Source organism: Leifsonia sp. HAY1-4F (assembly GCF_056755275.1).
In genome coordinates, this window is sequence record NZ_JBNDHX010000058.1 from 1 (window position 1) to 23,907 (window position 23,907).

29 protein-coding genes and 3 tRNA genes are annotated in these 23,907 nt (G+C 67.8%); 13 read left to right on the forward strand and 19 right to left on the reverse strand.

Features of this window, described 5'->3' with window-relative positions; genetic code table 11:
- On the reverse strand, positions 1-418 hold a 418-nt coding region (locus ACPYOG_RS11995), incomplete at its 3' end, for a sigma factor (protein WP_481294440.1).
- Positions 419-887: 469 nt separating this feature from the next.
- Positions 888-1,085, reverse strand: coding sequence for a helix-turn-helix transcriptional regulator (locus ACPYOG_RS12000; RefSeq protein ID WP_481294441.1), 198 nt, complete (start codon positions 1,083-1,085; stop codon positions 888-890).
- A gap of 103 nt (positions 1,086-1,188) precedes the next feature.
- Between ACPYOG_RS12000 and ACPYOG_RS12005 the strand changes: the two genes are divergently transcribed.
- Entirely contained in the window at positions 1,189-1,788 is a 600-nt protein-coding gene (locus ACPYOG_RS12005; protein WP_481294442.1) for a helix-turn-helix domain-containing protein, read from the forward strand.
- Positions 1,789-1,793: 5 nt separating this feature from the next.
- Complete coding sequence (locus ACPYOG_RS12010) at positions 1,794-2,939, forward strand: tyrosine-type recombinase/integrase (protein WP_481294443.1); 1,146 nt, start codon at positions 1,794-1,796, stop codon at positions 2,937-2,939.
- A gap of 101 nt (positions 2,940-3,040) precedes the next feature.
- Here ACPYOG_RS12010 and ACPYOG_RS12015 read toward each other — a convergent pair whose 3' ends face one another.
- The 4 genes from ACPYOG_RS12015 to ACPYOG_RS12030 all read right to left on the reverse strand — a co-directional run bounded on the left by ACPYOG_RS12015 (position 3,041) and on the right by ACPYOG_RS12030 (position 5,010).
- Positions 3,041-3,544 carry a hypothetical protein gene (locus ACPYOG_RS12015; RefSeq protein ID WP_481294444.1) on the reverse strand — a complete coding sequence of 168 codons (504 nt, stop codon included), beginning with the start codon at positions 3,542-3,544 and terminating at the stop codon, positions 3,041-3,043.
- Positions 3,545-3,732: 188 nt separating this feature from the next.
- A tRNA-Met gene (locus ACPYOG_RS12020) sits at positions 3,733-3,806 on the reverse strand.
- 34 nt (positions 3,807-3,840) lie between these two features.
- Positions 3,841-3,912 (reverse strand) — tRNA-Thr (locus ACPYOG_RS12025).
- 141 nt (positions 3,913-4,053) lie between these two features.
- Positions 4,054-5,010, reverse strand: a complete 957-nt coding sequence (locus ACPYOG_RS12030) for an aldo/keto reductase (RefSeq protein WP_481294445.1) — start codon at positions 5,008-5,010, stop codon at positions 4,054-4,056.
- 111 nt (positions 5,011-5,121) lie between these two features.
- On the opposite strand from ACPYOG_RS12030, the gene ACPYOG_RS12035 reads away from it, so the two are divergent.
- The 3 genes from ACPYOG_RS12035 to ACPYOG_RS12045 all read left to right on the forward strand — a co-directional run bounded on the left by ACPYOG_RS12035 (position 5,122) and on the right by ACPYOG_RS12045 (position 8,915).
- Positions 5,122-5,964, forward strand: coding sequence for a pentapeptide repeat-containing protein (locus tag ACPYOG_RS12035; RefSeq protein WP_481294446.1), 843 nt, complete (start codon positions 5,122-5,124; stop codon positions 5,962-5,964).
- A gap of 133 nt (positions 5,965-6,097) precedes the next feature.
- Positions 6,098-7,120, forward strand: a complete 1,023-nt coding sequence (locus ACPYOG_RS12040) for a LacI family DNA-binding transcriptional regulator (protein ID WP_481294447.1) — start codon at positions 6,098-6,100, stop codon at positions 7,118-7,120.
- Between the two features lie 28 nt (positions 7,121-7,148).
- Positions 7,149-8,915, forward strand: a complete 1,767-nt coding sequence (locus ACPYOG_RS12045; RefSeq protein WP_481294448.1) for a glycoside hydrolase family 13 protein — start codon at positions 7,149-7,151, stop codon at positions 8,913-8,915.
- A 22-nt stretch (positions 8,916-8,937) separates the two neighbouring features.
- On the opposite strand, the gene ACPYOG_RS12050 is transcribed toward ACPYOG_RS12045, so the two are convergent.
- From ACPYOG_RS12050 to ACPYOG_RS12060, 3 genes are all read right to left on the reverse strand, one after another.
- The gene (locus ACPYOG_RS12050) at positions 8,938-9,750 is read right to left on the reverse strand and encodes an inositol monophosphatase family protein (protein WP_481294449.1); all 813 of its coding nucleotides are present in this window, start codon (positions 9,748-9,750) and stop codon (positions 8,938-8,940) included.
- Between the two features lie 230 nt (positions 9,751-9,980).
- A tRNA-Tyr gene (locus ACPYOG_RS12055) sits at positions 9,981-10,062 on the reverse strand.
- Positions 10,063-10,186: 124 nt separating this feature from the next.
- The gene (locus ACPYOG_RS12060) at positions 10,187-10,537 is read right to left on the reverse strand and encodes a helix-turn-helix domain-containing protein (protein WP_090035021.1); all 351 of its coding nucleotides are present in this window, start codon (positions 10,535-10,537) and stop codon (positions 10,187-10,189) included.
- Positions 10,538-10,685: 148 nt separating this feature from the next.
- On the opposite strand from ACPYOG_RS12060, the gene ACPYOG_RS12065 reads away from it, so the two are divergent.
- From ACPYOG_RS12065 to ACPYOG_RS12075, 3 genes are all read left to right on the forward strand, one after another.
- Positions 10,686-10,829: a hypothetical protein gene (locus ACPYOG_RS12065; protein ID WP_481294450.1), complete on the forward strand. Its 144-nt coding sequence runs from the start codon at positions 10,686-10,688 to the stop codon at positions 10,827-10,829.
- 18 nt (positions 10,830-10,847) lie between these two features.
- Positions 10,848-11,561 (forward strand): nucleotidyltransferase domain-containing protein, encoded by a 714-nt coding sequence (locus tag ACPYOG_RS12070; RefSeq protein WP_481294451.1) that lies wholly within the window; start codon positions 10,848-10,850, stop codon positions 11,559-11,561.
- Positions 11,562-11,647: 86 nt separating this feature from the next.
- Positions 11,648-12,136 (forward strand): YajQ family cyclic di-GMP-binding protein, encoded by a 489-nt coding sequence (locus ACPYOG_RS12075; RefSeq protein WP_192628314.1) that lies wholly within the window; start codon positions 11,648-11,650, stop codon positions 12,134-12,136.
- Here ACPYOG_RS12075 and ACPYOG_RS12080 read toward each other — a convergent pair.
- The 4 genes from ACPYOG_RS12080 to ubiE are packed head-to-tail and all read right to left on the reverse strand — an operon-like array spanning position 12,123 to position 16,483.
- A complete protein-coding gene (locus ACPYOG_RS12080) occupies positions 12,123-13,118 on the reverse strand; it encodes an alpha/beta hydrolase (protein WP_481294452.1) in 996 nt (331 codons plus the stop codon). The two genes, ACPYOG_RS12075 and ACPYOG_RS12080, sit on opposite strands and share 14 nt — an antisense overlap.
- 18 nt (positions 13,119-13,136) lie before the next feature.
- Complete coding sequence (locus ACPYOG_RS12085) at positions 13,137-14,570, reverse strand: FAD-dependent oxidoreductase (RefSeq protein ID WP_481294453.1); 1,434 nt, start codon at positions 14,568-14,570, stop codon at positions 13,137-13,139.
- A gap of 30 nt (positions 14,571-14,600) precedes the next feature.
- Entirely contained in the window at positions 14,601-15,656 is a 1,056-nt protein-coding gene (locus ACPYOG_RS12090; RefSeq protein WP_481294465.1) for a polyprenyl synthetase family protein, read from the reverse strand.
- Between the two features lie 20 nt (positions 15,657-15,676).
- The gene (gene ubiE, locus ACPYOG_RS12095) at positions 15,677-16,483 is read right to left on the reverse strand and encodes a bifunctional demethylmenaquinone methyltransferase/2-methoxy-6-polyprenyl-1,4-benzoquinol methylase UbiE (protein ID WP_481294454.1); all 807 of its coding nucleotides are present in this window, start codon (positions 16,481-16,483) and stop codon (positions 15,677-15,679) included.
- 104 nt (positions 16,484-16,587) lie between these two features.
- Between ubiE and ACPYOG_RS12100 the strand changes: the two genes are divergently transcribed.
- Positions 16,588-17,496 (forward strand): PPK2 family polyphosphate kinase, encoded by a 909-nt coding sequence (locus tag ACPYOG_RS12100; protein ID WP_481294455.1) that lies wholly within the window; start codon positions 16,588-16,590, stop codon positions 17,494-17,496.
- 7 nt (positions 17,497-17,503) lie between these two features.
- Here ACPYOG_RS12100 and ACPYOG_RS12105 read toward each other — a convergent pair whose 3' ends face one another.
- Positions 17,504-18,766, reverse strand: coding sequence for an isochorismate synthase (locus tag ACPYOG_RS12105; protein WP_481294456.1), 1,263 nt, complete (start codon positions 18,764-18,766; stop codon positions 17,504-17,506).
- Positions 18,767-18,910: 144 nt separating this feature from the next.
- Here ACPYOG_RS12105 and ACPYOG_RS12110 point away from each other — a divergent pair, with 144 nt between their 5' ends.
- The gene (locus tag ACPYOG_RS12110) at positions 18,911-19,579 is read left to right on the forward strand and encodes a GntR family transcriptional regulator (RefSeq protein ID WP_481294457.1); all 669 of its coding nucleotides are present in this window, start codon (positions 18,911-18,913) and stop codon (positions 19,577-19,579) included.
- Positions 19,579-20,280, forward strand: coding sequence for a GntR family transcriptional regulator (locus ACPYOG_RS12115; protein ID WP_481294458.1), 702 nt, complete (start codon positions 19,579-19,581; stop codon positions 20,278-20,280). Before ACPYOG_RS12110 ends, ACPYOG_RS12115 begins: the two co-directional genes overlap by 1 nt.
- A 16-nt stretch (positions 20,281-20,296) precedes the next feature.
- On the opposite strand, the gene ACPYOG_RS12120 is transcribed toward ACPYOG_RS12115, so the two are convergent.
- The 5 genes from ACPYOG_RS12120 to ACPYOG_RS12140 all read right to left on the reverse strand — a co-directional run bounded on the left by ACPYOG_RS12120 (position 20,297) and on the right by ACPYOG_RS12140 (position 21,800).
- Complete coding sequence (locus ACPYOG_RS12120; RefSeq protein ID WP_481294459.1) at positions 20,297-20,596, reverse strand: Dabb family protein; 300 nt, start codon at positions 20,594-20,596, stop codon at positions 20,297-20,299.
- Positions 20,593-20,856 (reverse strand): glutaredoxin family protein, encoded by a 264-nt coding sequence (locus ACPYOG_RS12125; RefSeq protein WP_481294460.1) that lies wholly within the window; start codon positions 20,854-20,856, stop codon positions 20,593-20,595. The genes ACPYOG_RS12120 and ACPYOG_RS12125 overlap by 4 nt, the downstream gene beginning before the upstream one ends.
- Before the next feature lie 99 nt (positions 20,857-20,955).
- Positions 20,956-21,054, reverse strand: coding sequence for a 30S ribosomal protein bS22 (locus tag ACPYOG_RS12130; RefSeq protein WP_003792170.1), 99 nt, complete (start codon positions 21,052-21,054; stop codon positions 20,956-20,958).
- A gap of 70 nt (positions 21,055-21,124) precedes the next feature.
- Positions 21,125-21,337: a helix-turn-helix domain-containing protein gene (locus ACPYOG_RS12135; protein ID WP_481294461.1), complete on the reverse strand. Its 213-nt coding sequence runs from the start codon at positions 21,335-21,337 to the stop codon at positions 21,125-21,127.
- A gap of 37 nt (positions 21,338-21,374) precedes the next feature.
- On the reverse strand, positions 21,375-21,800 hold the full coding sequence (locus tag ACPYOG_RS12140) for an ArsR/SmtB family transcription factor (RefSeq protein ID WP_481294462.1): 426 nt from the start codon (positions 21,798-21,800) through the stop codon (positions 21,375-21,377).
- A gap of 82 nt (positions 21,801-21,882) precedes the next feature.
- Here ACPYOG_RS12140 and ACPYOG_RS12145 point away from each other — a divergent pair, with 82 nt between their 5' ends.
- A complete protein-coding gene (locus tag ACPYOG_RS12145; protein WP_481294463.1) occupies positions 21,883-23,319 on the forward strand; it encodes a TrkH family potassium uptake protein in 1,437 nt (478 codons plus the stop codon).
- Positions 23,312-23,907 (forward strand): potassium channel family protein (locus tag ACPYOG_RS12150; protein WP_481294464.1); only part of this gene is annotated, 596 nt, incomplete at its 3' end. The genes ACPYOG_RS12145 and ACPYOG_RS12150, both read left to right, overlap by 8 nt.

Here is a 23,907-nt window from a genome sequence, read left to right on the forward strand (position 1 = left end):
CGTCAGCAAGGCTCAGGTCACTCATCACATGCCAGTCAGACGGGCCGACAAAGTCGGCGACCAGCACCATCCACCGGTGCGCGTCGAACCGGCGGATCATCGTCTCCAACGGGTCGACCTCCGAACGGGACTCGATGTCGTCGGGGACACCGTCCATCGGGACGTACTTGCGCTCGATCTCCCGGAGCACGACATTGCGGGCGATGCCGAATACGAACGCGTGCGGCGACCCGAGCTCCGGGTCATACGCGGAGCATCGGCGCCAGACGGTCTCCCGGACGATCTGCAGAACGGCGTCGATGTCATTGGGCCTGCCGCGCAAACGGAATGCGACGTAGGGCCGCAACGTGTCGACCTCCCGGATCAGTTCCGTGAGACGGGCATCCTCCCGCGTGCCGACTTGGGTTCCTCCAGCCACGAGATCACAACCTTCCTTGAACGGAGGTGGCTACTGCGAAGGACCGGGTTCGAGCCAGGACGGCTCGTCAGAATGCGCCGGGTGGGCGCGAATGAGCGCAGGGAAGCGCCCGCAAAGATGGGTGGTCGGATGGCTCGAGCTGTGCCGGGGAGGTCGGGGCGGCGTGCTCGGATTCGGTAATGGAGAAGCGACGTCGACTCTGAAGTTCGGGAGTCTCAGTCACGATGCGTTACCGCCGCCCTGTCTCGAATCGGGAGTCGAGCGTCACGGTGATCGGGGTAAGAATCAGCCGCTCCATTTGCTGCCGCACGCTACCCCCGAACAGGGGTAGTGAATGCGCGGCACGCCGGGGTAAACCAGCTGTTCTACTGACAGCTCTCGCACTGCAGGTCATCCATCGGAACGACCGGCACGAGGTATCCATCGACGAAGTCCTGCATGACACCCGGGCTAGCGTGAGCCTGGTCGGCTACGCCGGTACTGCGGTCCCGGTCTGCACCGTCGCCTCCAGCCATGCGATCACCTCCGCACGCTTATAGACCACGCTGTGAGGTGTCGGCTTGTAGTAGCGAGGACCCTTGCCCTTGTAGCGCAGTTGCGCGAGGGCCGCGACCGAAAGTCCGGTCAGCTCGGCCACGTCGATGGGCCGAATGAATTCTCCTGTCATCTCGATTTCCTCCGTTTCGACAACTAGAGAGTCATTGATTTGTGGATTCGACGATACCGTCGATCTGCTGGATTGACAAGGATATTCGCGCTAGTCTGTCGAAATGGCGGATTATCGTTCTGAGACACACGTCGGCGCGCGGATCAAGTTGGCACGGAGAGAACGCGGTTACCGCACCACTCGCGACCTGGCGGAGGCTGTCCCGGGGGGCAACATCACTTCGGCGATCCTCGAGAACATCGAGTCAGGGCGGAAGGCTGACATCAGCGTCAGCCAGCTGCTCAACATCGCGCGGGCGCTCAATGTGCCGCCGTCGTACCTGCTTGCACCGATCGGCAATCCGAACTCGACGCTTGACCTGCCGAACCTCAGCGGAGATTTCGATGGGATGACCGCCGCCGAATTCGACTGCTGGTTGTCCGCGACTCCCGCAAGTTCCTACAGACCTCGCCTCGCAGCCGAGCGAACGGACATCAACATCCTTGCCACTCTCCGACAGCTCGGGACCCTCCGCAGGGAGCTGGAGCGATTGCACATCGTTCTAGCTGTGCAGTCGTCGTCCGGGGATCCCGACCTCGTTGCAGGCAACGCCGAGGTCCAGCAGCGGATCGACAGCATAGAGGCGGAGGCTCGGCGGGTAGCTGGCCTCCTGACGTCGGGCGGACTGACCGGTGTCGTTGCCGGTATCGCCTCTGAGAGCTAACCGTCATGGGCAGCATTACTGCGTACGAGTCCGCGGCCGGCAAACGCTACCGTGTCCGATATCGCAAACCCGATCATTCACAGACCGACAAGCGCGGCTTCCGGACCAAGCGCGAAGCGGAGCTCTTTCTCGCCTCCGTCGAGATGAAGAAGGCCACGGGCGAATACATTGACCCAACCGCCGCGCGCGCCACGGTCGACCGCTTAGGCGAAGCCTGGCTGGGGTCGCGTTCGCACTTGAAGCCGTCGTCGACCTACGTCTACGAGTCAGCGTGGCGCCTTCACGTTGAACCGCGCTGGGGAAAGGCGATGATCGGCAGCATCCGCCACACCGAGGTGCAGGCCTGGATCACCGAACTCAGCAATGGCAGCGAAAGGAAGAAGCCGAAGTCGGCGACGATCGTCCGCCGCTCTCACGACATCCTGGCCGGCATCCTCGACAGCGCCGTCCGAGACCACCTCATCCCGTCGAACCCGGCGCGGGGGGTCAAGCTACCGAGACGGAGCTCTCGTGAGCACGTCTACCTGACCAATGAGCAGATCGCCGCCCTGCTGGTCGCTTGTGGCGATCACGCTCCCATCGTGGCCACTCTCGCATACACAGGGCTGCGCTGGGGCGAAGTGACGGCGCTGCGCGTCCGCGACGTCGACACTCGCAAGCGTCGCCTGGCCGTCGTGCAGAACGCGGTCTATGTCAACGGCTCGATCGTAGTTGGCACCCCGAAGACTCACGAGCGTCGAAGCGTGCCATTCCCGCAGTTCCTGATTGCTCCGCTCAAGGACGCGTGCAAACGCAAGTCTCTCGACGGGATTGTCTTCGACGATGGACGAGGCAATTACCAGAAGACCCCGACGATGGCCGCCAATTCGTGGTGGGACCGCGCGCTCGCCGCCGCCGACCTACCCCCGATGACCATCCACGATCTGCGCCACACAGCTGCATCGCTCGCCGTAAGCGCTGGGGCAAATGTCAAAGCAGTACAGCGCATGCTCGGACACGCGTCGGCAGCGATGACGCTCGACACTTATAGCGATCTCTTCGACGACGATTTGGACAAGGTTGCCGAACGTTTGAACCTCGCGGCTGCGCCGAGTGCCGGCGCGTTTTGGGCCACACCAAACTCGAGTGTGCGACCGTCCGGGGAGAAGTAAAGAGCGTACCCCCAAATGTGCCTACGTACTCTTCCGGCGTTGCACGCACGACACCTATGGCGGGTGCGACGTCGTGGGCTCGGCGAATTGGACCCGATTCGTCAGCGGGGCAGTAACGAGTTGAACAGATCCACGAGCTCGGCCGCGACAGTCGGCCTTGGATATCGATTGAGCGGGGGCGAGATCGTCTCATCGGACTCGAGGACGACATCGAATGCCAACCGCGTCGGAAACTCGCGTGTGTCTGCTTCAACGTCATCTAAGGACCTGAGTCGAATCGACTTCACAAGCGATCGCGACAAGACATCGCTCGTAATCTCGTGGCGGCGATTGTTGCCCTGACTAGTGAAGTCGACCGCAATGCGAATGATCTGCGCATCTGTGAATGCGACGAACGTTGCCCTTGGCTCGTCGTGGACCACGTGAGCATCGAGATAGTGGATCGTTTCGTCGCCGACGAGTGCGATCAGGTGCGATACGACATTCCGCTCCCACAGGGGCAATCCTGCCGCGCTGTGCTGTTCACGCTCCCACGTCGAAATATCGCTCGTGTCACCGATTCTTCTGCTGAGCTGCTGGGCCTTCGTCCACAAGTCTGCGACCATTGGTCACCCTTCAAGTCGGTTCCGTCGCTTCACACGCTACGAGCAACCGCAGACACTTCGGTGCGCCTCCGGCACGGGTGATGTCTACAGCTCGCTTTCAAGTGTGGGCAAAATGTGGGCAAATGGCCCCACTGACGACGAAACGGCGGCTGTTCAACAGCCGCCGTTCCCAGTGTTTTCAAGCTATGTAGCGAGGGCGGGACTCGAACCCGCGACACCACGATTATGAGCCGTGTGCTCTAACCACCTGAGCTACCCCGCCGCGGCCTCCCGTCGCCGTAGCGGCGGGGAGACGGAGCCCCCTGTGGGAATCGGACCCACTACCTCTTCCTTACCAAGGAAGTGCTCTACCAATGAGCTAAGGGGGCGCAGCCGGCGCCTGCACGAGGGCAGGACGATTTCGGCAACCGTATGAGGATACCATCCACGGCGGGCCGCTCCGAACCATCTCGGGGCGGCCGCGGACGGGAGCGACCGACTGACGACACCCGGCTCGCCCCCGCCCGGCCTCAGGCCGCCGCGGCGGCCTCCGAAGCGTCCGCAAGAGTGTCGAGATCGGCATCCGAAAGCTCCAGTTCGACCGACGCCAGGAGGTCGGAGAGCTGCTCGCGCGTGCGTGCACTGGCGATCGGAGCGGTGATGGTCGGCTGAGCGGCCAGCCAGGCGAGCGCGACGGATGCGACGGATGCGCCGTGGGCCGCGGCGACGTCGTCGAGTGCCGCCAGCACGGTGCGGCCGGTCTCATCCAGGTACTTCGCGGCGCCACCGGCACGCGGGCTGTCCACGGTCACGCCGTCGCGGTACTTGCCGGTCAGGAAGCCCGCGGCCAGGGCGAAGTACGGCATGACTCCGAGGCCTTCGCGCTCGGCGATCGGTCGGTACGTCGTCTCGTAGCCGCGCTCGACGAGGTTGTAGTGAGGCTGAAGCGCGACCGCGCGGTGAAAGCCTTCGCGCTCGGTGATGCGGAACCACTCATCGATCCGCTCCGGCGAATAGTTCGAGATGGCGATGTACCGGACCTTGCCCGCATCCACCAACGCCGACAGGGCACCGACGGTCTCCTCCAGGGGGACCGTCTTGTCGTCGAAGTGCGCGTAGTACAGGTCGATGTAGTCCGACCGCAGACGCTCGAGCGAGGCGTCGGCGGCGCGGCGGATGTTGTCGGCCGCGAGCCCCCGGAACTCGGGGTGCTGGCTGACCTTGGTGGCGAGGACGACCTGGTCGCGGTTGCCGCGCGCCTCGAACCACTCGCCGAGGATCCGCTCCGAGTCGCCACCCGTGTTTCCGGGCACCCAGGCCGAATAGCCGTCGGCCGTGTCGACGAAGTCTCCTCCGGCGGACGTGTAGCCGTCGAGGACATCGAACGAGGTCTCGCGGTCGGCCGTCCAGCCGAACACGTTGCCCCCGAGCGAGAGCGGGTAGACCTCGAGCTCGGACGAGCCGATGGTGCGACGCGGTGCGGTCATTCTGGTCTCCTTCTTTGTTGTTCCTCCTTCACGCTAACGCGGTCGACTGAGCCCTATTCCTGGGCCCTCGAAAGATGTGGAGAGACGACGCCGAGCACGTACTGTGGACGGGTGATCTCCGTCGACGACGCCCGCCACGACCTGCGGGCGGACTGCTCCGAGTGCGTCGGCCTGTGCTGCGTCGCCCTGGCCTTCGCCCGCTCCGCCGACTTCGCGTTCGACAAGCCGGCCGGCGATCCGTGCGTGAACCTCGACGGCGACGACCGCTGCAGCATCCACCCCCGGCTCCGCGACAGCGGGTTCGCCGGCTGCACGGTCTTCGACTGTTTCGGCGCCGGTCAGCAGGTGACCCAGCACACGTTCGCGGGAGCGAGCTGGCGGGATGGGGCGGAGATCCGCGCCTCGATGTTCGCCGTCTTCCCGGTGATGCGTCAGCTGCACGAACTGCTCTGGTACCTCGAGGATGCGCTGGCGCTGCCCGCGGCCGCATCCCTCCACCCCGCCCTCCGCCGGGCGCGCTCGGAGGTCCGGTCCGTCACGGAAGCGGCCGCTGTCACGATCGGCGAGACCGACCTCGAGGAGCTCCGGGGACCTGCCGCCCTCCTCCTGCGCGACGCCGCACGACTGGCGCGCGAGTCCGGTCCGATCGGCGCAGGGCCCCGGCACGCCGCCCGCTCGCGGCTGCGCCCGGGTGCGGACCTCGTCGGCGCAGACCTCCGGGGTGCGGACCTGCGCGGCGCGGAGCTGCGCGGCGCCCTCCTTCTCGGAGCCGACCTGCGCGACTCCGACCTGTCTCGCGCCGAGCTGATCGGCGCCGACCTCCGCGGCGCGCGCCTCGACGGAGCGGACCTGCGCGACGCGATCTACCTCACCCAGGTCCAGGTGAATTCCGCGACCGGCGATGCTGCCACCCGACTCTCCCTGACGCTCAGCCGTCCGTCGCACTGGAGCTGATCAGCCGGCCGTCGCGGGGAGTCACACTCTGCAAACGCTTCCACCGGACTCGCTATACTCCCCACTGTGCACGGTAACATCCCGGGCATCGGCGGAACGTGCGCCGCCAGCGCACTGCAGCTCAGGAGGTGGGATGTCGGGCATCGACGATGTCGCGCGCCATGCCGGGGTCTCCACCGCGACCGTCTCCCGTGCGCTCAGCGGTAACGGGCCGGTGTCCGAGACGACCAGGGCCCGCGTCATTCAGTCGGCCTCCGAGCTCCGCTACGTCGTGTCCTCCAACGCCTCCGGCCTCGCGTCCGGTCGCACGCGCAACATCGGAGCGGTCGTACCGCGACTCGACCGCTGGTTCTTCACCTCCGTGATCGAGGGCGCCGAGCGGGTCCTGCTCCGCCGGGGATACGACCTCACCCTCTACAACCTCAGCGGTGACGGCGAAGAACGGCGGCGGGTGTTCGAGCACCACCTGCTCCGCAACCGAGTGGATGCGGTGTTCGCCATCTGCCTCAAGCTCTCCGAAGCCGAGGTGGGCAGCCTCCTCGCTATCGGCAAGCCCCTCGTCGGCGTGGGCGGGCCGTTGCCCGGCGTCAGCACGCTCAGGCTCGACGACGTCGCGGTCGCCCGCCTGGCCACGGAGCACCTCATCTCCCTCGGCCACCGGCGGATCGCCCACATCGGCGGCTCGCACGAGTTCGACCTGGAATTCCACATCCCGACGAACCGTCGGCTCGGCTACGAACAGGCTCTCCGCGAGGCCGGCCTGTCCGTCGAGGAGGCTCTGCATCGCGCGTCCGACTTCACCATCCCGGGTGGCTACGATGCGGCGAAGCAGTTGCTGGACATGCCCCACCGCCCGACAGCGGTCTTCGCCGCCTCCGACGAAATGGCGATCGGCACCATCCTGGCCGCCCGGGACCTCGGTCTACGTGTGCCGGAGGACCTCTCCGTGATCGGCATCGACGACCACCCGCTCGCCGACTTCTTCGGCCTCAGCACCGTGGCCCAGCATCCCGACCGGCAGGGTGAGCAGGCGGCCGCCATCCTGCTCGCCTCGTTGGAGCCCGCCCGGAACGACGTCGTCGTGCCGCCCGAGCCGGTCGGCCACACCGCCCCCGCCGACCTGATCATGCGCTCCAGCACTGCTCCCTCCCCCTGACCCCCGCCCGAACCCATACGAACACGAGGTGACCCCCATCGCCGCAACATCCCCCGTCCCCAGCTCCTCGCCCATCCCGTCGGACGTCGCTCCCTCCGGCCCCGGCCGCGAATGGTGGCGCTCCGCCGTCATCTACCAGGTCTATCCCCGCTCCTTCGCCGACGCGGACGGCGACGGCATCGGCGACCTGCCCGGCATCACGCACCGCCTCCCTGCCCTCCGCGCACTCGGCGTAGATGCGGTCTGGCTGTCACCGTTCCAGCGGTCTCCCCAGCGCGACGCGGGCTACGACGTGTCGGACTACCGCGACGTCGACCCGCTCTTCGGGACGTTGGACGACTTCGACACAATGCTCGAGACCGCGCACGGCCTCGGACTCCGCGTGATCATCGACATCGTCCCCAACCACTCCTCCAGCGACCATGTCTGGTTCCAGGAGGCGCTGGCCGCCGGTCCCGGCAGTGCCGAGCGCGCGCGTTACCTGTTCCGCGACGGCAAGGGCGAGAACGGTGAGCTTCCGCCGAACAACTGGGAGTCGATCTTCGGAGGCCCCGCCTGGGAGCGTGTCACCGAGGCCGACGGCCGCCCCGGCCAGTGGTATCTGCACCTCTTCGACAAGTCGCAGCCGGACTTCGACTGGGAGAACCCGTGGGTGCGCGAGCAGTTCCGCGACATCCTTCGCTTCTGGCTCGACCGCGGGGTCGACGGCTTCCGGGTGGATGTGGCGCACGGCATGATCAAGGAGGCCGGCCTCCCCGACTACACGCCTCCGGCCCATGCGGGCAGCATGGGCGGGACCGCCACGCCGACTCTCGAGACCGGCGGCATCCCGCTCGAGCCGGAGATCGCAGCACACGCCTCCTCCGAGCCGCCGACGCCGCCGTATTTTGCGCAGGACGGCGTCCACGAGATCTACCGCGACTGGCACCGGGTGCTGGAGGAGTACCCGGGTGACCGCGTGCTCTGCGGCGAGGCCTGGGTCGAGCCGCTGGATAAGCTGGCCCGCTGGGTCCGCCCGGACGAGATGCAGCAGACCTTCAACTTCGCCTACCTGGAGACGCCCTGGAACGCGGCGGCCCTGCGCAGCGTGATCGACGACTCCATCGCCGCGTTCAGCAGCGTCGGCGCACCCAGCACCTGGGTGCTGTCCAACCACGACGTCGTCCGCCACGCGACCCGTCTCGCCCTGCACGGCGAGAACCTCCAGGGCCACGGCATCGGCCCGAAGACGAAGGGCCTGCCCGATCCCGTCTTCGCCCTCCACCGCGCCCGCGCGGCGACGGCGCTCATGCTGGCGCTCCCCGGTTCCTCCTACCTCTATCAGGGTGAGGAGCTGGGCCTTCCGGAGGCGATCGACCTCCCGGACGACGCCCGGCAGGACCCGACGTGGTTCCGCACCAACGGCGAGCGGTACGGGCGTGACGGCTGCCGCGTCCCGATCCCGTGGGACGGCGACCAGCCCTCGTACGGCTTCGGCCCCGGCTCGGCGAGCTGGCTGCCCCAGCCCGCGTCCTGGGCCACCTACACCCGCTCCTCACAAGAGGGCGTCCCCGGCTCGACGCTCACGATGTATCAGGATGCGCTCGAGCTGCGGCGCCGCTACGATCTGGCCTTCGAGAACCCGCAGTGGATCGACGTGGGCGCCGACACCCTCGCCTTCCGCTCCGGAGCGGTGACGGTCGTGGTCAACTTCGGCGCGGCTCCGGTGGCGCTTCCCGAGGGCGAGATCGTGCTCGCGAGCGGTGTGCTCGACGGGCGCACGCTGCTCACTGACACGACGGCCTGGCTGGTCTGACCGCGGGCCCGGGTGCCGGGAGTCACTCCCACGCGCTGTAGAAGCGCTCCACCCGGGGATGCAGCTGTTCGAAGAGGTCCGGCGCGGCCGCCACCAGCAGGCGGCGGCCGGCCGGGCCTCCTCCGATCCCGGCGACCCGGGCGCCGGCTTCGGAAGCGATGAGCGCGCCGGCCGCGTGATCCCACGGGTTGAGGCCGCGCTCGAAGTACGCGTCGAGCCGCCCGGCGGCGACGCTGCACAGGTCGAGCGACGCTGCGCCGATGCGGCGGAGGTCGCGCACGTCCGCGATGAGTTCGCCGACGAAGGACGCCTGCCGGCGGCGCACCTCGGCGTCGTAGCCGAATCCCGTCCCGACGAGGGCGAGGGGCAGCTCCACTCCTTCGTTCACGTGGAGCGGCGCTCCGTTGAGGCGCGCCCCTCCCCCGAGGAACGCCGTGAACGCCTCCCCGGCGACGGGGTTCACCACAGCGCCCGCGAGCGTCCGCCAGGTCATCGGGTCGGCATCGCCCTCGACCACGGCGATGCTGACCGCCCACGCGGGGATGCCGTAGAAGTAGTTGACCGTCCCGTCGATGGGATCGACCACCCAGGTGAGTCCGCTCTGGCTGCTCCCGCCGCCGGACTCCTCGCCGAGGAATCCGTCACGCGGCCGTGCCGCGGATAGTGCATCGCGGATCAGCTGCTCGGTCTCTCGATCGGCTCGCGTGACGATGTCGCTGAGCGACGACTTCGATGCGGTGATCTCGACCCCGTCGTGGCGGCGCTGCAGGGCGAAGGCTGCGGCGCGGCGGGCGACGGTGGCGGCGATCTCGAGCAGTTCAGCGTGGGAGGTCATGCCCCCAGCCTCGCAGATGCGGCAGGGACGAGGGCGGCGGGAGTCGAGCAACGTTCCACGTTGGCGGGTGTTCCACATGTCGTGGAACACCCCGCTTTATGGAACAGCGATCAACCGTCGCCTCGAAAATCTGGTCGATCAGCTTCGCAAACCGACGTCAGCGCTAGGAATTTCCGGAACACGAAAGCCCCGGCTCCGAGAGATACGTGGAGTGCGGGGCTTCCGATGGGTGGCGAGTGAGGGATTCGAACCCCCGAAGTCGATGACAGCTGATTTACAGTCAGATCCCTTTGGCCGCTTGGGTAACTCGCCATTGGCGCTCCCGACCACGGGTTGTTCTCGTGACCGAAGGCGCCACACAAGAATACTCGGCGCGCGTCCGCAGACGAAATCAGCGGGCGCCCAGGGGCCGCCGCGCTCGCGGAACCGAGTCGGCTCAGGCGGCGAGCGCGACCACGTCCGAGGTCTTCCGGCCCGCGCTCACGCCGACGGACTGCAGTTCGACCGCTGTGCGGACCTCCGGCGCCTCCGCCGGCCCGGGCACCAGACTGAGCACCTGACCGCTGCCGAATTCGGCGGCGACCCGCGTCAGAAGTTCGCCTTCCGTCATCCCGAGCACCCGGCAGAGTGCCGCGAGGATCTCGGAAGAAGCTTCCTTGCGTCCGCGCTCGATCTCGGAGAGATACGGTACGGAGACGCGCGAGGACTCGGAGAGCTGGCGCAGCGTCGTACCGCGCTCCGTCCTGATCCGGCGGAGCACCGAGCCGATCGCATGCCTCAGAAGCATGCGGCCAGCCTATGTCGGATGCCGCGCGTCCGCGCCTACCGATTGCGGCGGTTCTGCTGTGAGCAGAATCCCCGAATGGATGCGGCGCGATCGCGACACCCCGGTCGTCCTTCCGCGGATGTCGGTGGTGTGGCGCACAATCGTGGGCATGAGAACCTTGGAGATTTGCGAACGGTGCGACGGGACGGGTGCCGACCCCGCTCAGCACAGTGAGGAGATCACCCTCTGCGTCGAGTGCAACGGTGACGGCTGCCACGTCACCTACTACGCCGAGCTGGCGCAGACGGCTTGACCTCCGGGCCCGGATCGAATGGCGGCGCCTGACACCGACGCCGCGCTCCTCGCGGTCCGCTTCTGCGACCGGGAGTACCCGGGCGCCACGACGATCGTCCTGGGCGGCAGCGCGTCCACCGGTCGGCGGACGAGCACGAGCGACATCGACATCCTCCTGATCGCCCCGACCCTCCGGTCGGAAGACGGCGGCTCCACGCAGGCAGAGGCGCGCGTGGCTCACCGCGACGGAGACCGCATCGACGTCTTCGCGTACACCGAAGAGGGCTACCGCGGTTGGGCAGAACGGGACTTCGCATCCCTGCGTCCCGTGCTCCCCTACCTCCTGACCGAAGGCACAGTGCTCCGCGCGGGCACCGAGTTCGAGAGGCTCCGGGAGTGGTCGGAGGCTCGACTCCTGCGGGGTCCACAGCCGTCCGCACACGACCTGGAGTTACGCCGCTACGCCGTGACCGACCTGATCGACGACCTCTCTGACACGACGGATGAGCTCATCGAGGCAGCCATCCGTGCCGACCTCTTCCGGGCGCTCGGGGAACTGGCACTTCTCGCATCCAATTCGTGGCTGGGCAGCGGCAAATGGCTGGCCCGCCGGCTGCGCGCCGCCGACGAGCGGTCGGCCGCGGACCTGGCCGCATTCGCTCAGGAGCGCGACAGAACAGCTGCCGCCGAGGTCGCATCCCGCCTTCTCGACGAGCTGGGCGGCCGCGTGGATGAGGACTTCGTGCGCTGAGGATGCGCCCACTCGGCCGACGGGAAGAGCCGCGTCCCGCGCCGCCTCGTAGACTGGATCGAGCTCTCTACGGAAGGACGGACACCATGGCAGACTCCTCGTTCGACGTCGTCAGCAAAGTCGACAAGATGGAGGCGGACAACGCCGTCAATCAGGCCCGCAAAGAGGTGGACCAGCGCTACGACTTCAAGAACGTCGGCGCGTCCATCGAGTGGAGCGGCGAGAAGATCCTGCTCAAGGCCAGCACCGAGGAGCGCGTGAAGGCCGTCCTCGAGGTGCTCGAGTCGAAGTTCGTCAAGCGCGGCATCACCCTGAAGTCGCTCGACGAGGGCAAGCCGTACGCGTCCGGCAAAGAGTTCCGCATCGAGGTCGGTCTGAAGAACGGCATCGAGCAGGATGCCGCCAAGAAGATCTCGAAGCTGATCCGCGACGAGGCGCCCAAGAGCGTCAAGGCGCAGATACAGGGCGACGAGCTGCGCGTGAGCTCGAAGAGCCGCGACGACCTTCAGGCGACCATGGCACTGCTGAAGGGTGCCGACCTGGACGTCGCGCTGCAGTTCGTCAACCTGCGGTGAGGTAACCGCGCATCCACTGCGTGACCACGCCGTATGCGGCCTCTCGCACCGGCCGGCGCGACAGGAACACGTCGTGGACGGCGCCCTTCACCGACGAGACCGTGACGGTCGGCGCCAGCGCGAGTGCGCGCTGCGCCACGTCGCGGACGACGAGCACGACATCGGACGACAGCATCTCCGGTGTCCAGTACGGCAGCAGAGTGGATCGCGCCGAAAGCAGCGTGAGCACCGGTGCGTCGATATGCAGGCCGGCGGCGACGCGGGCGTGGCCGGCGAGGACGGCCGTGAGCCAGGCCGGGTGGATGGGGAACCCGCGCACCGGACGCCAGGCCAGGTCGTAGTCCCACTCGCCGTCCATCGTGCGGGAGACGGTGCGCGAATAGAAGCCGAGGTCGACACTCGGCATCGTCGCCTTCGGGCCCAGCCGGGCGCGCAGGTCGATGAGCGGAGTGAGGGCCGCGCGGACGGCGGAGTGCGCCTGGAATTCCAGCCACGGGCTGTTCAGGATGAGCGCGTCGGCCCGTCCGGGATTCCGGTCGGCCCACAGGCTGAGCGTCAGGCCTCCCGTCGAATGGCCGAGCAGGATCAGCCGGCGCTTGGGCGTTTCCTGCCCACCGTGGCCCATCGCCTCCAGTGCCGCCTCGATGTCCTCGTCGTAGGTCGTGAGATCGTCCACGAACCCCGGCGTCTGCCCGTGGCGGAGGCTGCGCCCGTACTTGCGGAGGTCGAGCGCATGGAAGCGCGCTCCCTGGTCATGCCAGAAGTCCGCCAGCTCCGTCTGGAAGAAGTAATCCGACCAGCCGTGCACGTAGAGGACGTCGGCGTCGGCCGCCGGTCCGTGGTGGAGCCGCAGCCGGGGATGCGGTGAGTAGCGCACCAGCGTGGCGACGACCTCGCCCTCGGCGTCCGGGCGTAAAGGCAGGGTCAGCTGTTCGAACGGCTCACCGAGGATGTCCGGTCGCCATGCATGCGTCGTCGCCATGTCCCCCTGCCCGGCCGGCTACTCGGCCGCGTTGCCGGCCGCCGGCGCTCCTGCGGCTGCTCCCGTGGATGCTCGCGTTGCTGCTCCCGTGACATCGGACGCGTTCGACACCCGCACCATCTCGTCCCGGGGGACCACCTTGACGCGGGCCCGGCCGCGTTCGGCCCCGAGCGCCTGCTCATGCGTGTCGAGGTTGTGCCAGCCGTCCAGCGTCGTATATTCCACACCGCGCTCGCGGAGCAGGTTCTCCACAGATTCCTCGTCGGGGTCTGAAGGGGACCACCAGTTTCCCTGATCGTTGATGACATGTTTGATCGTTTCCATGGCATCCGACTTGGTGTGACCGATGAGTCCGACCGGGCCCCGCTTGATCCACCCGGTCGCGTACACGCCGTACATGCGTTCGTTGTCGCCCTTGCGCAGCACCTGGCCCTCGTGATTCGGAATCACGCCGTGCTTGCGGTCGAACGGGATGCCCGGCAGAGGCGAGCCGAAATAGCCGACCGCGCGATAGAGCGCGTCGATCTCCAGCTCGCGGATCTCGCCGGTTCCGCGGACGCCGCCGGCGCCATCCGAGGCCGTCCGTTCGTAGCGGAAGGCGCGGACGTTCCCGTTCTCGTCACCGACCACCTCCAACGGCTTGGCGAAGAAGTGGAAGTGCAGGCGGCGGGAGGCCTTCCCGACCTCGCGCTGACGCCACTGCTGCAGCACCCGGTCGATCACCATCACCTGCTTGTTGCTGGCGACGGCGGCCTTCGACTGCTCGTCGTAGTCGAAGTCCTCGTCGTGGAGGATCATGTCGACGTCACGCAGTTCGCCCAGCTCGCGCAGCTCCAGCGGTGTGAACTTGACCTGCGCCGGTCCGCGGCGGCCGAAGACGTGCACGTCGGTGACCGGCGAGCTCTTCAGGCCGTCGTAGACGTTGTCCGGGATCTCGGTCGGAAGGAGGTCGTCGGCGTGCTTGGCGAGCATGCGCGAGATGTCGAGCGCGACGTTGCCGTTGCCGATCACGGCGACCGACTTCGCCTCCAGCGGCCACGTCCGCGGGACATCAGGATGCCCGTCGAACCAGCTCACGAACTCGGCGGCGCCGTACGAGCCCCTGAGCTCGACACCGGGGATCTCGAGGTCGGCGTCTTGGACGGCTCCCGTTGCGAAGATGACGGCGTTGTAGTGGCGCTTGAGATCGTCGAGGGTGATGTCGCGGCCGTACTCGACATTCCCGAAGATGCGGATGTCACCGCGGTCGAGAACCTCACGGAGGGCCGTCACGATCCCCTTGATGCGCGGATGGTCGGGGGCGACGCCGTAGCGCACGAGTCCGTACGGGGCCGGCAGCTGCTCGAACAAGTCGATCGAGACGTCGAAGCCGCGCTCCGCCTTCAGCAGGATGTCGGCGGCGTAGATCCCCGCCGGCCCGGCGCCGACGATGGCCAGTCGCAGTTTGGTCATTCGTTGATTCCTTCTGGGATTCCGTTCCGCTCAGCTGGAGCGGTCGACGATCGTGTCCGCGAAGCGGATCAGAGCCTTCTTCACCGGGCCGTCCGGCAATGGCGCGAGCGCCTCCACCGCCTCGCGGGCCCAGCGGTGCGCCTCTTCCAGCGTCTGACGGGTCACGTCGTGGTCCCGGAGCGCGGCGATCGCCTTCATGGCGGCCGGCGTCACCTCTCCATCCTCGGCCGAGCCCATGACATCCGCTTCGAGGCGCTCGAGCAAGGCGGCGGCCTCCGGGTCGGTCACCGCGCGCTCGCGCAGGCGCAGAACAGGCAGCGTCGCGACGCCCGCCCGCAGATCGTTGCCGGGTGTCTTGCCGGTCTCGGCCACGCCCTCCGACGACAGGTCGATGACGTCGTCGATGAGCTGGAAGGCGACCCCGATCTTCTCGCCGAACACGACGACCGGCTCCTCGTACTCCTTCGGCGCACCCGAGAAGACGACGCCCATCTGAGCCGCGACGGCGATCAGGGAGCCGGTCTTGTCCTCGAGCACCCGGATGTAGTGCTCCACCGGATCGTCGCCCTCCTGCGGGCCGATGGTCTCGTGCAGCTGGCCGAGGCAGAGCCGCTCGAAGGTGTCCGCCTGCATCTGGATGGCGCGCTCGCCGAGCGCGGAGACCAGCTTGCTCGCCCGGGCGAACAGCAGGTCGCCGGTGAGGACCGCAACCGAGTTGCCCCAGACGAACTGCGCACTCGGGACCCCCCGGCGCATCTGCGAGTCGTCCATGACGTCATCGTGGTACAGCGATGCCAGGTGGGTGATCTCGACCGCCTCGGCGGCCTGCAGCACATCGGGGTTGGTGCCGCCGCCCAGCTGGGCCGCCAGCAGGGTGAGCATCGGGCGCACACGCTTGCCACCGGCCTCCAGCAGGTAGCGAGCTGTGACGTCGGCCAGGTTGTCCGCGAACCGCATCTCGCGGTGCAGGCCCTCCTCGACCTTGGCGAGCCCCGCATCCACTGCGTTGGCGAGCTCGCGATCGTCCCCCCGAAGGAGGATCCGCTCCGTGAAGCCCAGTTGGCCGGTCAGCGAGGGACGGCGCACAGCAGGGACGCTTCGTGGCACTACTCCCCCTCGGGTCGGGCGGGTTCGGTGTCCGCGGCCGCCGGCTTGCGCTTCGGGGCCGTGGACCTGCGCTTCGCGGCCGGTGCGGGACTCACCGCGGGACGCTCGGGTTTGAAGCCACGATGCAGGGCCACGATCCCGGCGGTCAGGTTCCGGAAGGCGACCTGCTCGAACCCTGCCTCGCGCATCCACTCGGCCAGAGCAGGCTGGTTCGGCCACGCCTGGATGGACTCCATGAGGTACTCGTAGGCGGCGGGGTTCGAGCTCGCGAGCCGGGCGAGCACGGGCATCCCGAACCTGAGGTAGGCGGCGTAACCGGCGCGGATAGCTGCGAGAGGAGGTTGCGAGAATTCGCACACGACCACCCGGCCGCCCGGCTTGACCACACGGAAGAACTCGGCGAGGGCCTTTTTCGGGTCGATGATGTTCCGCAGCCCGAAGGAGATGGTCACGGCGTCGAACCGGTCGTCGTCGAAGGGCAGGGCCATGGCATCCGCCTGCACGAACCGGATGAAGGGATTGCCGGCCTGGCGGCGGCGGCCGACCTCGATCATCCCCTCGGAGAAGTCGGCTGCGACGACGGACGCGCCATTGCGTGCCAGGGATGCGCTCGAGGTGCCCGTCCCGGCGGCGACGTCGAGGATCGTCTCGCCCGCCCGGGGCCTCACGGCTCGCGTCGTCGCGATGCGCCAGAGGGCCGCGTTGCCGACGGAGAGGACGGCGTTGGTCCGGTCGTAGCGTGTCGACACCTGATCGAACATGGCGGCGACCTGCTCGGGCTGCTTGCTGAGGTCGGCCTTACTCACCCCACCAGCTTAGGCTGCGGCGTCCCCCGGTGCATTCAGAGTCAGAACCGCTGTTCCGCTGCCCTTCGCCCAGGCAGGGTGCCCGCCGCCCGGGCAGGACTACGATGGGCGCCCCGGGACTCGCCAGCGACGGCGGCCGACGGGACGAGGAGGCGGCAGTGGCCCACGACACCTACTGGGAAGCGGATCCCGACGATCTCCTGCGCGTCGGTCCTGGCTTCAGCCTCGCCGAGCAGCCCACCGACGGCACGCCCGGGTTCCGTGGGGGCAAGCGCGAAGGGCGCTCGGCGCTCTCCGACGGCGCCAAGGTCCTCGCCGACCTCCAGGAACAGCTGTACGCCGGCGGCCGGCAGGGGGACCCGAGATCCGTGCTGCTCGTACTCCAGGCGATGGACACGGCCGGCAAAGGGGGCATCGTCGGCCACGTGATCGGGTCCATGGGCCCGGGTGGCGTGCACTACGCCGCATTCGAGAAGCCCACACCCCAGGAGCTGGCCCACGACTTCCTCTGGCGGATCTGGCGGCAGCTCCCCGCGGCGGGCCAGGTAGGCGTGTTCGACCGCTCCCATTACGAGGATGTGCTGGTCGGCCGCGTCCGTCACCTGGCACCGCCTGAGGAAGTGGAGCGGAGGTACGGGGCCATCAACTCGTTCGAGGAGGAGCTCTTCCGGTCGGGGACCACCGTGGTGAAGGTCATGCTGCATCTGGGCCGGGACGAGCAGCGGAAGCGGCTGGCATCCCGGCTGGAGAACCGCGACAAGCTCTGGAAATTCAACCCCGGGGACGTCGACGACCGGCTCCTCTGGGACGACTACGCGGAGGCGTATCAGATCATCCTCGACCGCACGAGCACCGAAGACGCACCCTGGTTCGTCGTGCCGGCGGACCACAAGTGGTACGCGCGCGTCGCCGTCCAGCAGATCCTGATCGGTGCCCTGCAGCGACTCGACCTGGACTGGCCGGTCCCCGAGTACGACGTGGAGGAGCAGAAGCGCCGCCTGGCGCGATCCTGACCGTTCGTCAGCCGAAGGCCTCGACGATCGGGCGGAACTTCATCGTGGTCTCGGCCAGCTCGCGGTCGGGATCCGAGTCGGCGACGAGGCCTGCGCCCGCGTAGGCGGTCAGGTCGCCGTCCGCTGCGACCTGGGCACAGCGCAGCGCGATGGCCCACTCGCCGTCGCCGTCCCCGCCGACCCAGCCGACGGGTCCGGCGTAGCGGCCGCGGTCGAACGGCTCCAATTCGCGGATGAGACGGACGGCTTCCCGGCGGGGCGTCCCCGCCACAGCAGCGGTGGGGTGGAGGGCGGCCGCCAGGTCGAGCGAGCTCGAGCCGTCGCTCAGCATCCCTGCGATGTCGGTCGCGAGGTGCCACAGGTTCGGCAGCTTCAGGGTGAACGGCTCGTCACTGGCGGCCACGTCTGCGCTGTGTGGGCGCAGCGCATCCATCACACTCGTGACGGCGAAGCGGTGCTCGCCCTGGTCCTTGGTGCTCTCCATGAGTGCGGTGGCGGCCGCCTGATCGCTCGCGGCATCCGATCCGCGGGAGCTCGTCCCTGCGAGCACACGAGCCGTGACGGTGCCGTGGTGGACGCGGACCAGCGTCTCCGGAGACGACCCGACCAGCCCGTCGACGGCGAACGTCCAGCAGTCCGGGTAGCCGAGCGCGAGCTCCACCAGGGCGCGCCGAAGATCCGACTCCAGCGGTAGACGGCCACGCAGATCCCGAGCCAGGACGACTTTCGAGAGGTCCTCTTCGCGGATGCGCTCGACCGCTGCGGCGACCGCCGACCGGTACGCATCCACGCCGAGCTCGCCGGGCAGCAGCGCCAGCCGGTACTCGTCGCCGAGGGGGGTGGGATGGGGCGTCACGGAGTGCGCGGGCTCTCCTGCCCGGCGGATGCGCGTGATCCAGCTACGGCCGCCACGCCGTCCCAGGACCAGCTCAGGCACGATGAGCGTGCTGGTCGCCGTGCTCTCGTCGTCGAACGCGAAGGTCCCGAAGGCGACGAGGCCCGTGCCGGGCGTGTGCACGGCATCCTCGACGATGGCTGCTGCGGCGGTCTCGCGCCACGCGGCGGACGCCTGCTGGATGCGGTCGGGTCCGGTGAAGTCGAGGCGCAGCGCCTGGCCGATCCCGGCCATCCCGTCACCCTTGCGCAGCCACAGCAGCGGCGCGCGCGCGTCGAGGAAGGGAATGAGCCGGCGGAGGTCGTCGAGCGGTGCGGTCTCGACCTCGAGGACCGCCACTCCCGTCTCACGTCGAGCGGTCGGGGCTGATCTCACCGGCCCAGCCTACGCCCGCGTCGCTGTGCGCTCGGTGGGCACATGACGGGGGCCACTCCACGCCTTCGAGCAGCATATTGTCTGCCTACCCGACACTCTGTACTTCAACGACAAAGCCGGTCCAGCGGGATATAACATTCATCTATGCCCGTCCCCGTGACCGAAGCCTCCAGCCCCCGGCGGCTCATTCGTGACGAAGTCTTCCTCCGCCTCCTCGACGCGATCGTCGACGGCGACCTGCTTCCTGGCGAGCAGCTCTACGATGCCGAGATCGAACGGTGGGTCGGCGTCTCACGCACCCCGGTCCGCGAAGCGCTCAACCAGCTCGCGGCGATGGGGCTCGTCGAGATCCTCCCGCAGCGGCGCACCCGCGTCACCCCGATCGAACCGCCACGGCTCCGCGAGCTCATCATCACGGTCGGGGTGCTCGTCTCCGGGATCGTGCGCGACACCACCCCTCTGCTCACCGAGGCCGATCGGGATGCGCTGCGCGCCATCCTCGAGGACGCCGACAGGTCCTCCATCGGCACCGGCCTCTCGAGCGACGGCTTCCTGGGCGTCTTCATCCGGCGGCTGGACAACGCGACCATCGCCCGTCTGCTCAAGCGCCACCTGCCGGAGGTGCTTCGGGCACTGAACGCCGCACCGTCTCAGACGGCGCGCGAGAAGGCCCGGCCTTCGTTCAAGGCGCTCGTCGATGCGGCCGTGGCCGGCAAGGCGGACAGGGCGGCTCGAGCCGCCACCGACATCTTCGACAAGGCGCTCGTCACCATCGCGGACGAGTTCGCCGCATCCCACAAGGAGCTCCGCTGATGCCACTGCCCGTGAGTGACACCGCCCCCGTCGAGCGCCGGCTGCTGCGCGATGTCGTGTACAGCCGCCTGTACGACGGAATCCTCGACGGCACGCTGGAGCCCGGAGAGACGCTCCTCGACGAGAAGCTGACGGCATGGCTCGGCGTCTCGCGCACGCCCATCCGCGAGGCCCTGATGAAGCTCGCCGACATCGGGCTCGTCGAGATGGCCCCGAACCGCTACACCCGCGTGGCGCCGATCGACCTCAAAGCGATCGACGAGGCCATCTACACCACCGGCCTCGTGCACGAGCATGCCGCACGCACGATCGTCCCGGGCGTCGACAATGCGACCGTCGCTCGCCTCGACAAGGCGCAGAAGGACGTCAAGAAGGCCGCGAAGGCGCGGGACATCCCTGGCCTCGGGCACGCGTTGAACGACTTCTTCCTCGAGCTGGAGCGAGCCGGCGACAACTCCGTCCTGGTGACGGTGAGCGAGGGGCTCAGCCCCCAGCTGCTGCGGTACATCTCCGTCTGGCAGACGCCCTTCGGCGTCGAGGACCTCGCGGCAGCGCTCGCGGGCGTCCTCGCCGCCGTCAAGGACCGCGACGGCGCGAAGGCGGGCGACCTGGTCCGTGAGCTGTACGCGGGAACGCTGACTCAGTTCCTCGAGGACTATCGTCGCCGCGACTCCGAGATCGCCGCGAGCCCCGTCTTCTGACGCAGGATCCGGGTGGTCAGACCTCGTAGTCGACGGCCGCCCGCGAGGACACGACCGAGCGGATGAACGCCGCCACCTCACGGTGGGCGGGGTGCTCCTGATACACCTGGATGTCGTCCAGGGTCTCGAAATCACTGATCAGCACGACATCGAAGTTGTCGCCCGGCACGGCGTTGACTCCCACCTGCAGGTACCGCAGCTGCGGGATCACGGCGGGCAGCGACTCCAAGCCGCGCTTGATGCCGGCGGCGTGGTGAGCGCGCTCGGTCTCATCCATGGTCGCGAGCTTCCACGAGACGACGTGGCGGATGGTCATCGGGCCTCCAGAATGGCGGTGCGCAGGCGGACGGGATCGACGCGCCAATACGTGTGGACGCGGCCGTCGACCAGAACGACGGGTATCTCCTCCACGTACTTTTCGTGAAGGTCGGGCTCCTGCAGGATGTTCCGCTCATCCACCGTCACAGCGGGTGCGTCCGCGGGCAGTTCGGCGATCACCGAGCGGATGATCTCCCGGGCGTCATCGCACAGGTGACAGCCCGGCTTGCCGATGAGGGTGAGCGAGACGGTGGGCACCCCTCCACTCTAAAGCGGAGCGGATGGTGGGGAGACACACCGCAGAGACAAGACAAGCGCCGGACCGAGTGGACCGACGCTTGAGCGGTAGACCGGGGTCTACTTCTTGTTGCGGCGCTGGTGGCGCGTCTTGCGAAGCAGCTTGCGGTGCTTCTTCTTCGCCATACGCTTGCGACGCTTCTTGATAACGGAACCCACGTGGACCTCACAAAGAATCAGGGGTATGCCGCGGGGCGCGCGGCGACACGAGGTGTCAGTCTACCCGACGTCACGCCGAGTCCGCGACGCCGCCCTCTTCGAGGGTGAGCGCCTGCAGCATGTGCTCGACCGCGGACTCCGGGACGCGGAACGACCGGCCGAAGCGGATGGCGGGCAACTCGCCGGAATGGACGAGGCGATACACGGTCATGCGGGAGACGCGCATCATGTCGGCCACCTCGGCGACCGTCAGAAAGCGCACGTCCTTCAGATCGTGAGCCATCGTCACCTCCTCTTCCCGGTCATCGTACTCGGGACGGTCAGTCCTTGCGCCACTTCTTCGGGGTCACGCGCTCGGTCGCCGAGGACACGCGGTGGCGGGTGTCGGCCAGGACCTTGCCGACGGTGCTCGCGAACTCGCGCGTCTCCTCCGCGATGCGGACACCGATGGCCACATCCTCATCGGATGCCGTGAAGGGAATGACCCAGTCCTCGACAGCCTCGAGCGGCTCGGGGTCGAGGCGGTAGTAGCGGTGTTGGCCCTCTTCGCGAACGGACACCAGACCCGCCTCGCGCAGCACTTTCAGGTGCTTGGAGACGGTCGGCTGGCTCAATTCCAGATTCGCCACGATCTCGGACACGGATATCTCGCCGACGGAATGCGTCACCTCCGTGTTGCGGTCCAGGAGCACGCGGAGGATCTCGCGCCGCGTTGGATCGGCGATCACGTCGAAGATGTCGGCCATGTCCCCAGGCTAGCCATTCCCCCGGCGCAGTACCATGTCGGGAGCCCGGCCGAGACAGGAAGACGACGGGGAGGACGAGCAAATGAGCGCCACCCGCGCTGTCCGGGGCCAGGCGGTCTCCCCGGTCGCCCGCCTTCGCGCGGGGATCAACGACTTCGCCGCACGCAGCCCCTCGCGGTTCGCGATCCTCGTCTTCGCGATGCTGATCCTCGTCTTCACGCTGCTGTTCTCGCTGCCCATCTCCTCCGCGAACGGACGATGGACACCGCTCGCCGACTCCCTGTTCACCGCCGTCTCCGTCATCTGCGTGACGGGATTGGCGACGGTCGATATGGCGACGCACTGGTCCCTCTTCGGCCACCTGCTCGTCTACCTCGGGGTTCAGATCGGTGCGGTGGGCGTCCTGACCATGGCATCCATCCTCGGCCTCGTCATCTCGCGGAAGCTCGGGCTGCGCGCCAAACTCCTGGCGGCGGGCGACAGCAACCCCCTCCGGATGCACGCCGGCCCGGTGGCCGAAGGGCAGGCGGTGCGCCTCGGCGAGGTCGGGAAACTCCTGACCACGGTCGCGATCAGCCTGGTGGTCATCGAGGCCGCGGTCGCCCTGCTCCTGTTTCCGAGGATGCTGATCGCGGGTATCGATGTCGGCACGGCCGCGTGGGAGTCGGCGTACTACTCCGCCATGGCGTTCACGAACACCGGATTCGCGCCGAACGCCGAGGGCATCCAGGCGTTCGCGACGGACTACTGGTTCCTCGGGGCGCTCATGGTCGGTGTGTTCCTCGGCGCCATCGGGTTCCCCGTCATCTTCGCGATCGCGACCAACCTCCGGAAGAAGCGCCGACGGTGGTCCATCCATGTCAAGCTGACCGTGCTGACGTCCCTGATCCTGCTGGTCGCGGGCGCCGTGCTGTACATCGCGCTCGAGTACGACAATCCGAAGACGTTCGGGCACCTGGACGCCGGTCACACGATCTTCCAGTCGTTCTTCCTGTCCACCATGGCACGCTCGGGCGGCTTCGCCACCATCCCGATCGACCATCTCAACGGGTCGAGCCTGCTCGTCACGGACATGCTGATGTTCATCGGCGGCGGGTCGGCATCCACTGCCGGCGGCATCAAGGTGACGACGCTGGCTGTCCTGTTCCTGGCCGCGTTCGCGGAAGCCAAGGGAGTGGATGCGATGGATGCGTTCCGCCGGCGCATCCCGATCGATGTGCTGCGACTGTCCGTCGCAGTCGCGCTGTGGGGCGCGACGATCGTCGCCGTGTCGAGCATCCTCATCCTGCAGATCACCCAGGCGCCGCTCGACCACGTGCTGTTCGACGTCATCTCGGCGTTCGCCACGTGCGGCCTCTCGACCGGGCTGACCGAGCGGCTCCCCGATGCGGGCGTCTACGTGATGGCCGCCACGATGTTCTGCGGCCGCGTTGGTACAGTGACTCTCGCCGCGGCGCTGGCGCAGAGCCAGCGGCGGCAGCTGTACCGGAACCCGGAGGAGAGGCCGCTCGTTGGTTGACCGGATCAGACACAACGCGCCGGTCCTCGTCATCGGCCTGGGACGCTTCGGCGCCGCGACAGCCGGTCAGCTCGACCGTCTCGGTCGCGAAGTGCTCGCCATCGACACCGACTCCGCGCTGGTGCAGAAGTGGGCCGACCGGGTGACGCATGCGGTGCAGGCGGACGCCCGGTCCATCGAGACGTTGCGCCAGATCGGGGCGGAGGACTTCGCCGTCGGCGTTGTCGCCGTCGGATCCTCGATCGAGGCGAGCGTGCTGATCACGGCGAACCTCGTCGATCTGAAGGTGCCGCAGATATGGGCGAAGGCGATCTCGAAGTCGCACGGCAAGATCCTGGAGCGGATCGGTGCCAACCACGTCATCTACCCCGAGGCCGAGGCGGGTGAGCGGGCGGCGCACCTGGTGTCCGGGCGGATGCTGGACTTCATCCAGTTCGACGACGACTTCGCCCTCGTCAAGCTGTACCCGCCGAAGCCCATCCGCGGACTGCCTCTCGGCGAATCCGGCGTCCGCTCGAAGTACAACATCACGGTCGTCGGTGTGAAGAGCCCTGTCTCTTATACACATCTGACGCTGCCGACGACGGA

Bases quoted from the DNA above. Each gene is read 5' to 3' on its own strand.
- ACPYOG_RS12000 (WP_481294441.1), bottom strand. From the start codon at position 1,085: ATGACAGGAGAATTCATTCGGCCCATCGACGTGGCCGAGCTGACCGGA.
- ACPYOG_RS12005 (WP_481294442.1), top strand. From the start codon at position 1,189: ATGGCGGATTATCGTTCTGAGACACACGTCGGCGCGCGGATCAAGTTG.
- ACPYOG_RS12010 (WP_481294443.1), top strand. From the start codon at position 1,794: ATGGGCAGCATTACTGCGTACGAGTCCGCGGCCGGCAAACGCTACCGT.
- ACPYOG_RS12015 (WP_481294444.1), bottom strand. From the start codon at position 3,544: ATGGTCGCAGACTTGTGGACGAAGGCCCAGCAGCTCAGCAGAAGAATC.
- ACPYOG_RS12030 (WP_481294445.1), bottom strand. From the start codon at position 5,010: ATGACCGCACCGCGTCGCACCATCGGCTCGTCCGAGCTCGAGGTCTAC.
- ACPYOG_RS12040 (WP_481294447.1), top strand. From the start codon at position 6,098: ATGTCGGGCATCGACGATGTCGCGCGCCATGCCGGGGTCTCCACCGCG.
- ACPYOG_RS12050 (WP_481294449.1), bottom strand. From the start codon at position 9,750: ATGACCTCCCACGCTGAACTGCTCGAGATCGCCGCCACCGTCGCCCGC.
- ACPYOG_RS12060 (WP_090035021.1), bottom strand. From the start codon at position 10,537: ATGCTTCTGAGGCATGCGATCGGCTCGGTGCTCCGCCGGATCAGGACG.
- ACPYOG_RS12065 (WP_481294450.1), top strand. From the start codon at position 10,686: ATGAGAACCTTGGAGATTTGCGAACGGTGCGACGGGACGGGTGCCGAC.
- ACPYOG_RS12070 (WP_481294451.1), top strand. From the start codon at position 10,848: ATGGCGGCGCCTGACACCGACGCCGCGCTCCTCGCGGTCCGCTTCTGC.
- ACPYOG_RS12075 (WP_192628314.1), top strand. From the start codon at position 11,648: ATGGCAGACTCCTCGTTCGACGTCGTCAGCAAAGTCGACAAGATGGAG.
- ACPYOG_RS12080 (WP_481294452.1), bottom strand. From the start codon at position 13,118: ATGGCGACGACGCATGCATGGCGACCGGACATCCTCGGTGAGCCGTTC.
- ACPYOG_RS12085 (WP_481294453.1), bottom strand. From the start codon at position 14,570: ATGACCAAACTGCGACTGGCCATCGTCGGCGCCGGGCCGGCGGGGATC.
- ACPYOG_RS12100 (WP_481294455.1), top strand. From the start codon at position 16,588: ATGGGCGCCCCGGGACTCGCCAGCGACGGCGGCCGACGGGACGAGGAG.
- ACPYOG_RS12110 (WP_481294457.1), top strand. From the start codon at position 18,911: ATGCCCGTCCCCGTGACCGAAGCCTCCAGCCCCCGGCGGCTCATTCGT.
- ACPYOG_RS12115 (WP_481294458.1), top strand. From the start codon at position 19,579: ATGCCACTGCCCGTGAGTGACACCGCCCCCGTCGAGCGCCGGCTGCTG.
- ACPYOG_RS12120 (WP_481294459.1), bottom strand. From the start codon at position 20,596: ATGACCATCCGCCACGTCGTCTCGTGGAAGCTCGCGACCATGGATGAG.
- ACPYOG_RS12135 (WP_481294461.1), bottom strand. From the start codon at position 21,337: ATGGCTCACGATCTGAAGGACGTGCGCTTTCTGACGGTCGCCGAGGTG.
- ACPYOG_RS12140 (WP_481294462.1), bottom strand. From the start codon at position 21,800: ATGGCCGACATCTTCGACGTGATCGCCGATCCAACGCGGCGCGAGATC.
- ACPYOG_RS12145 (WP_481294463.1), top strand. From the start codon at position 21,883: ATGAGCGCCACCCGCGCTGTCCGGGGCCAGGCGGTCTCCCCGGTCGCC.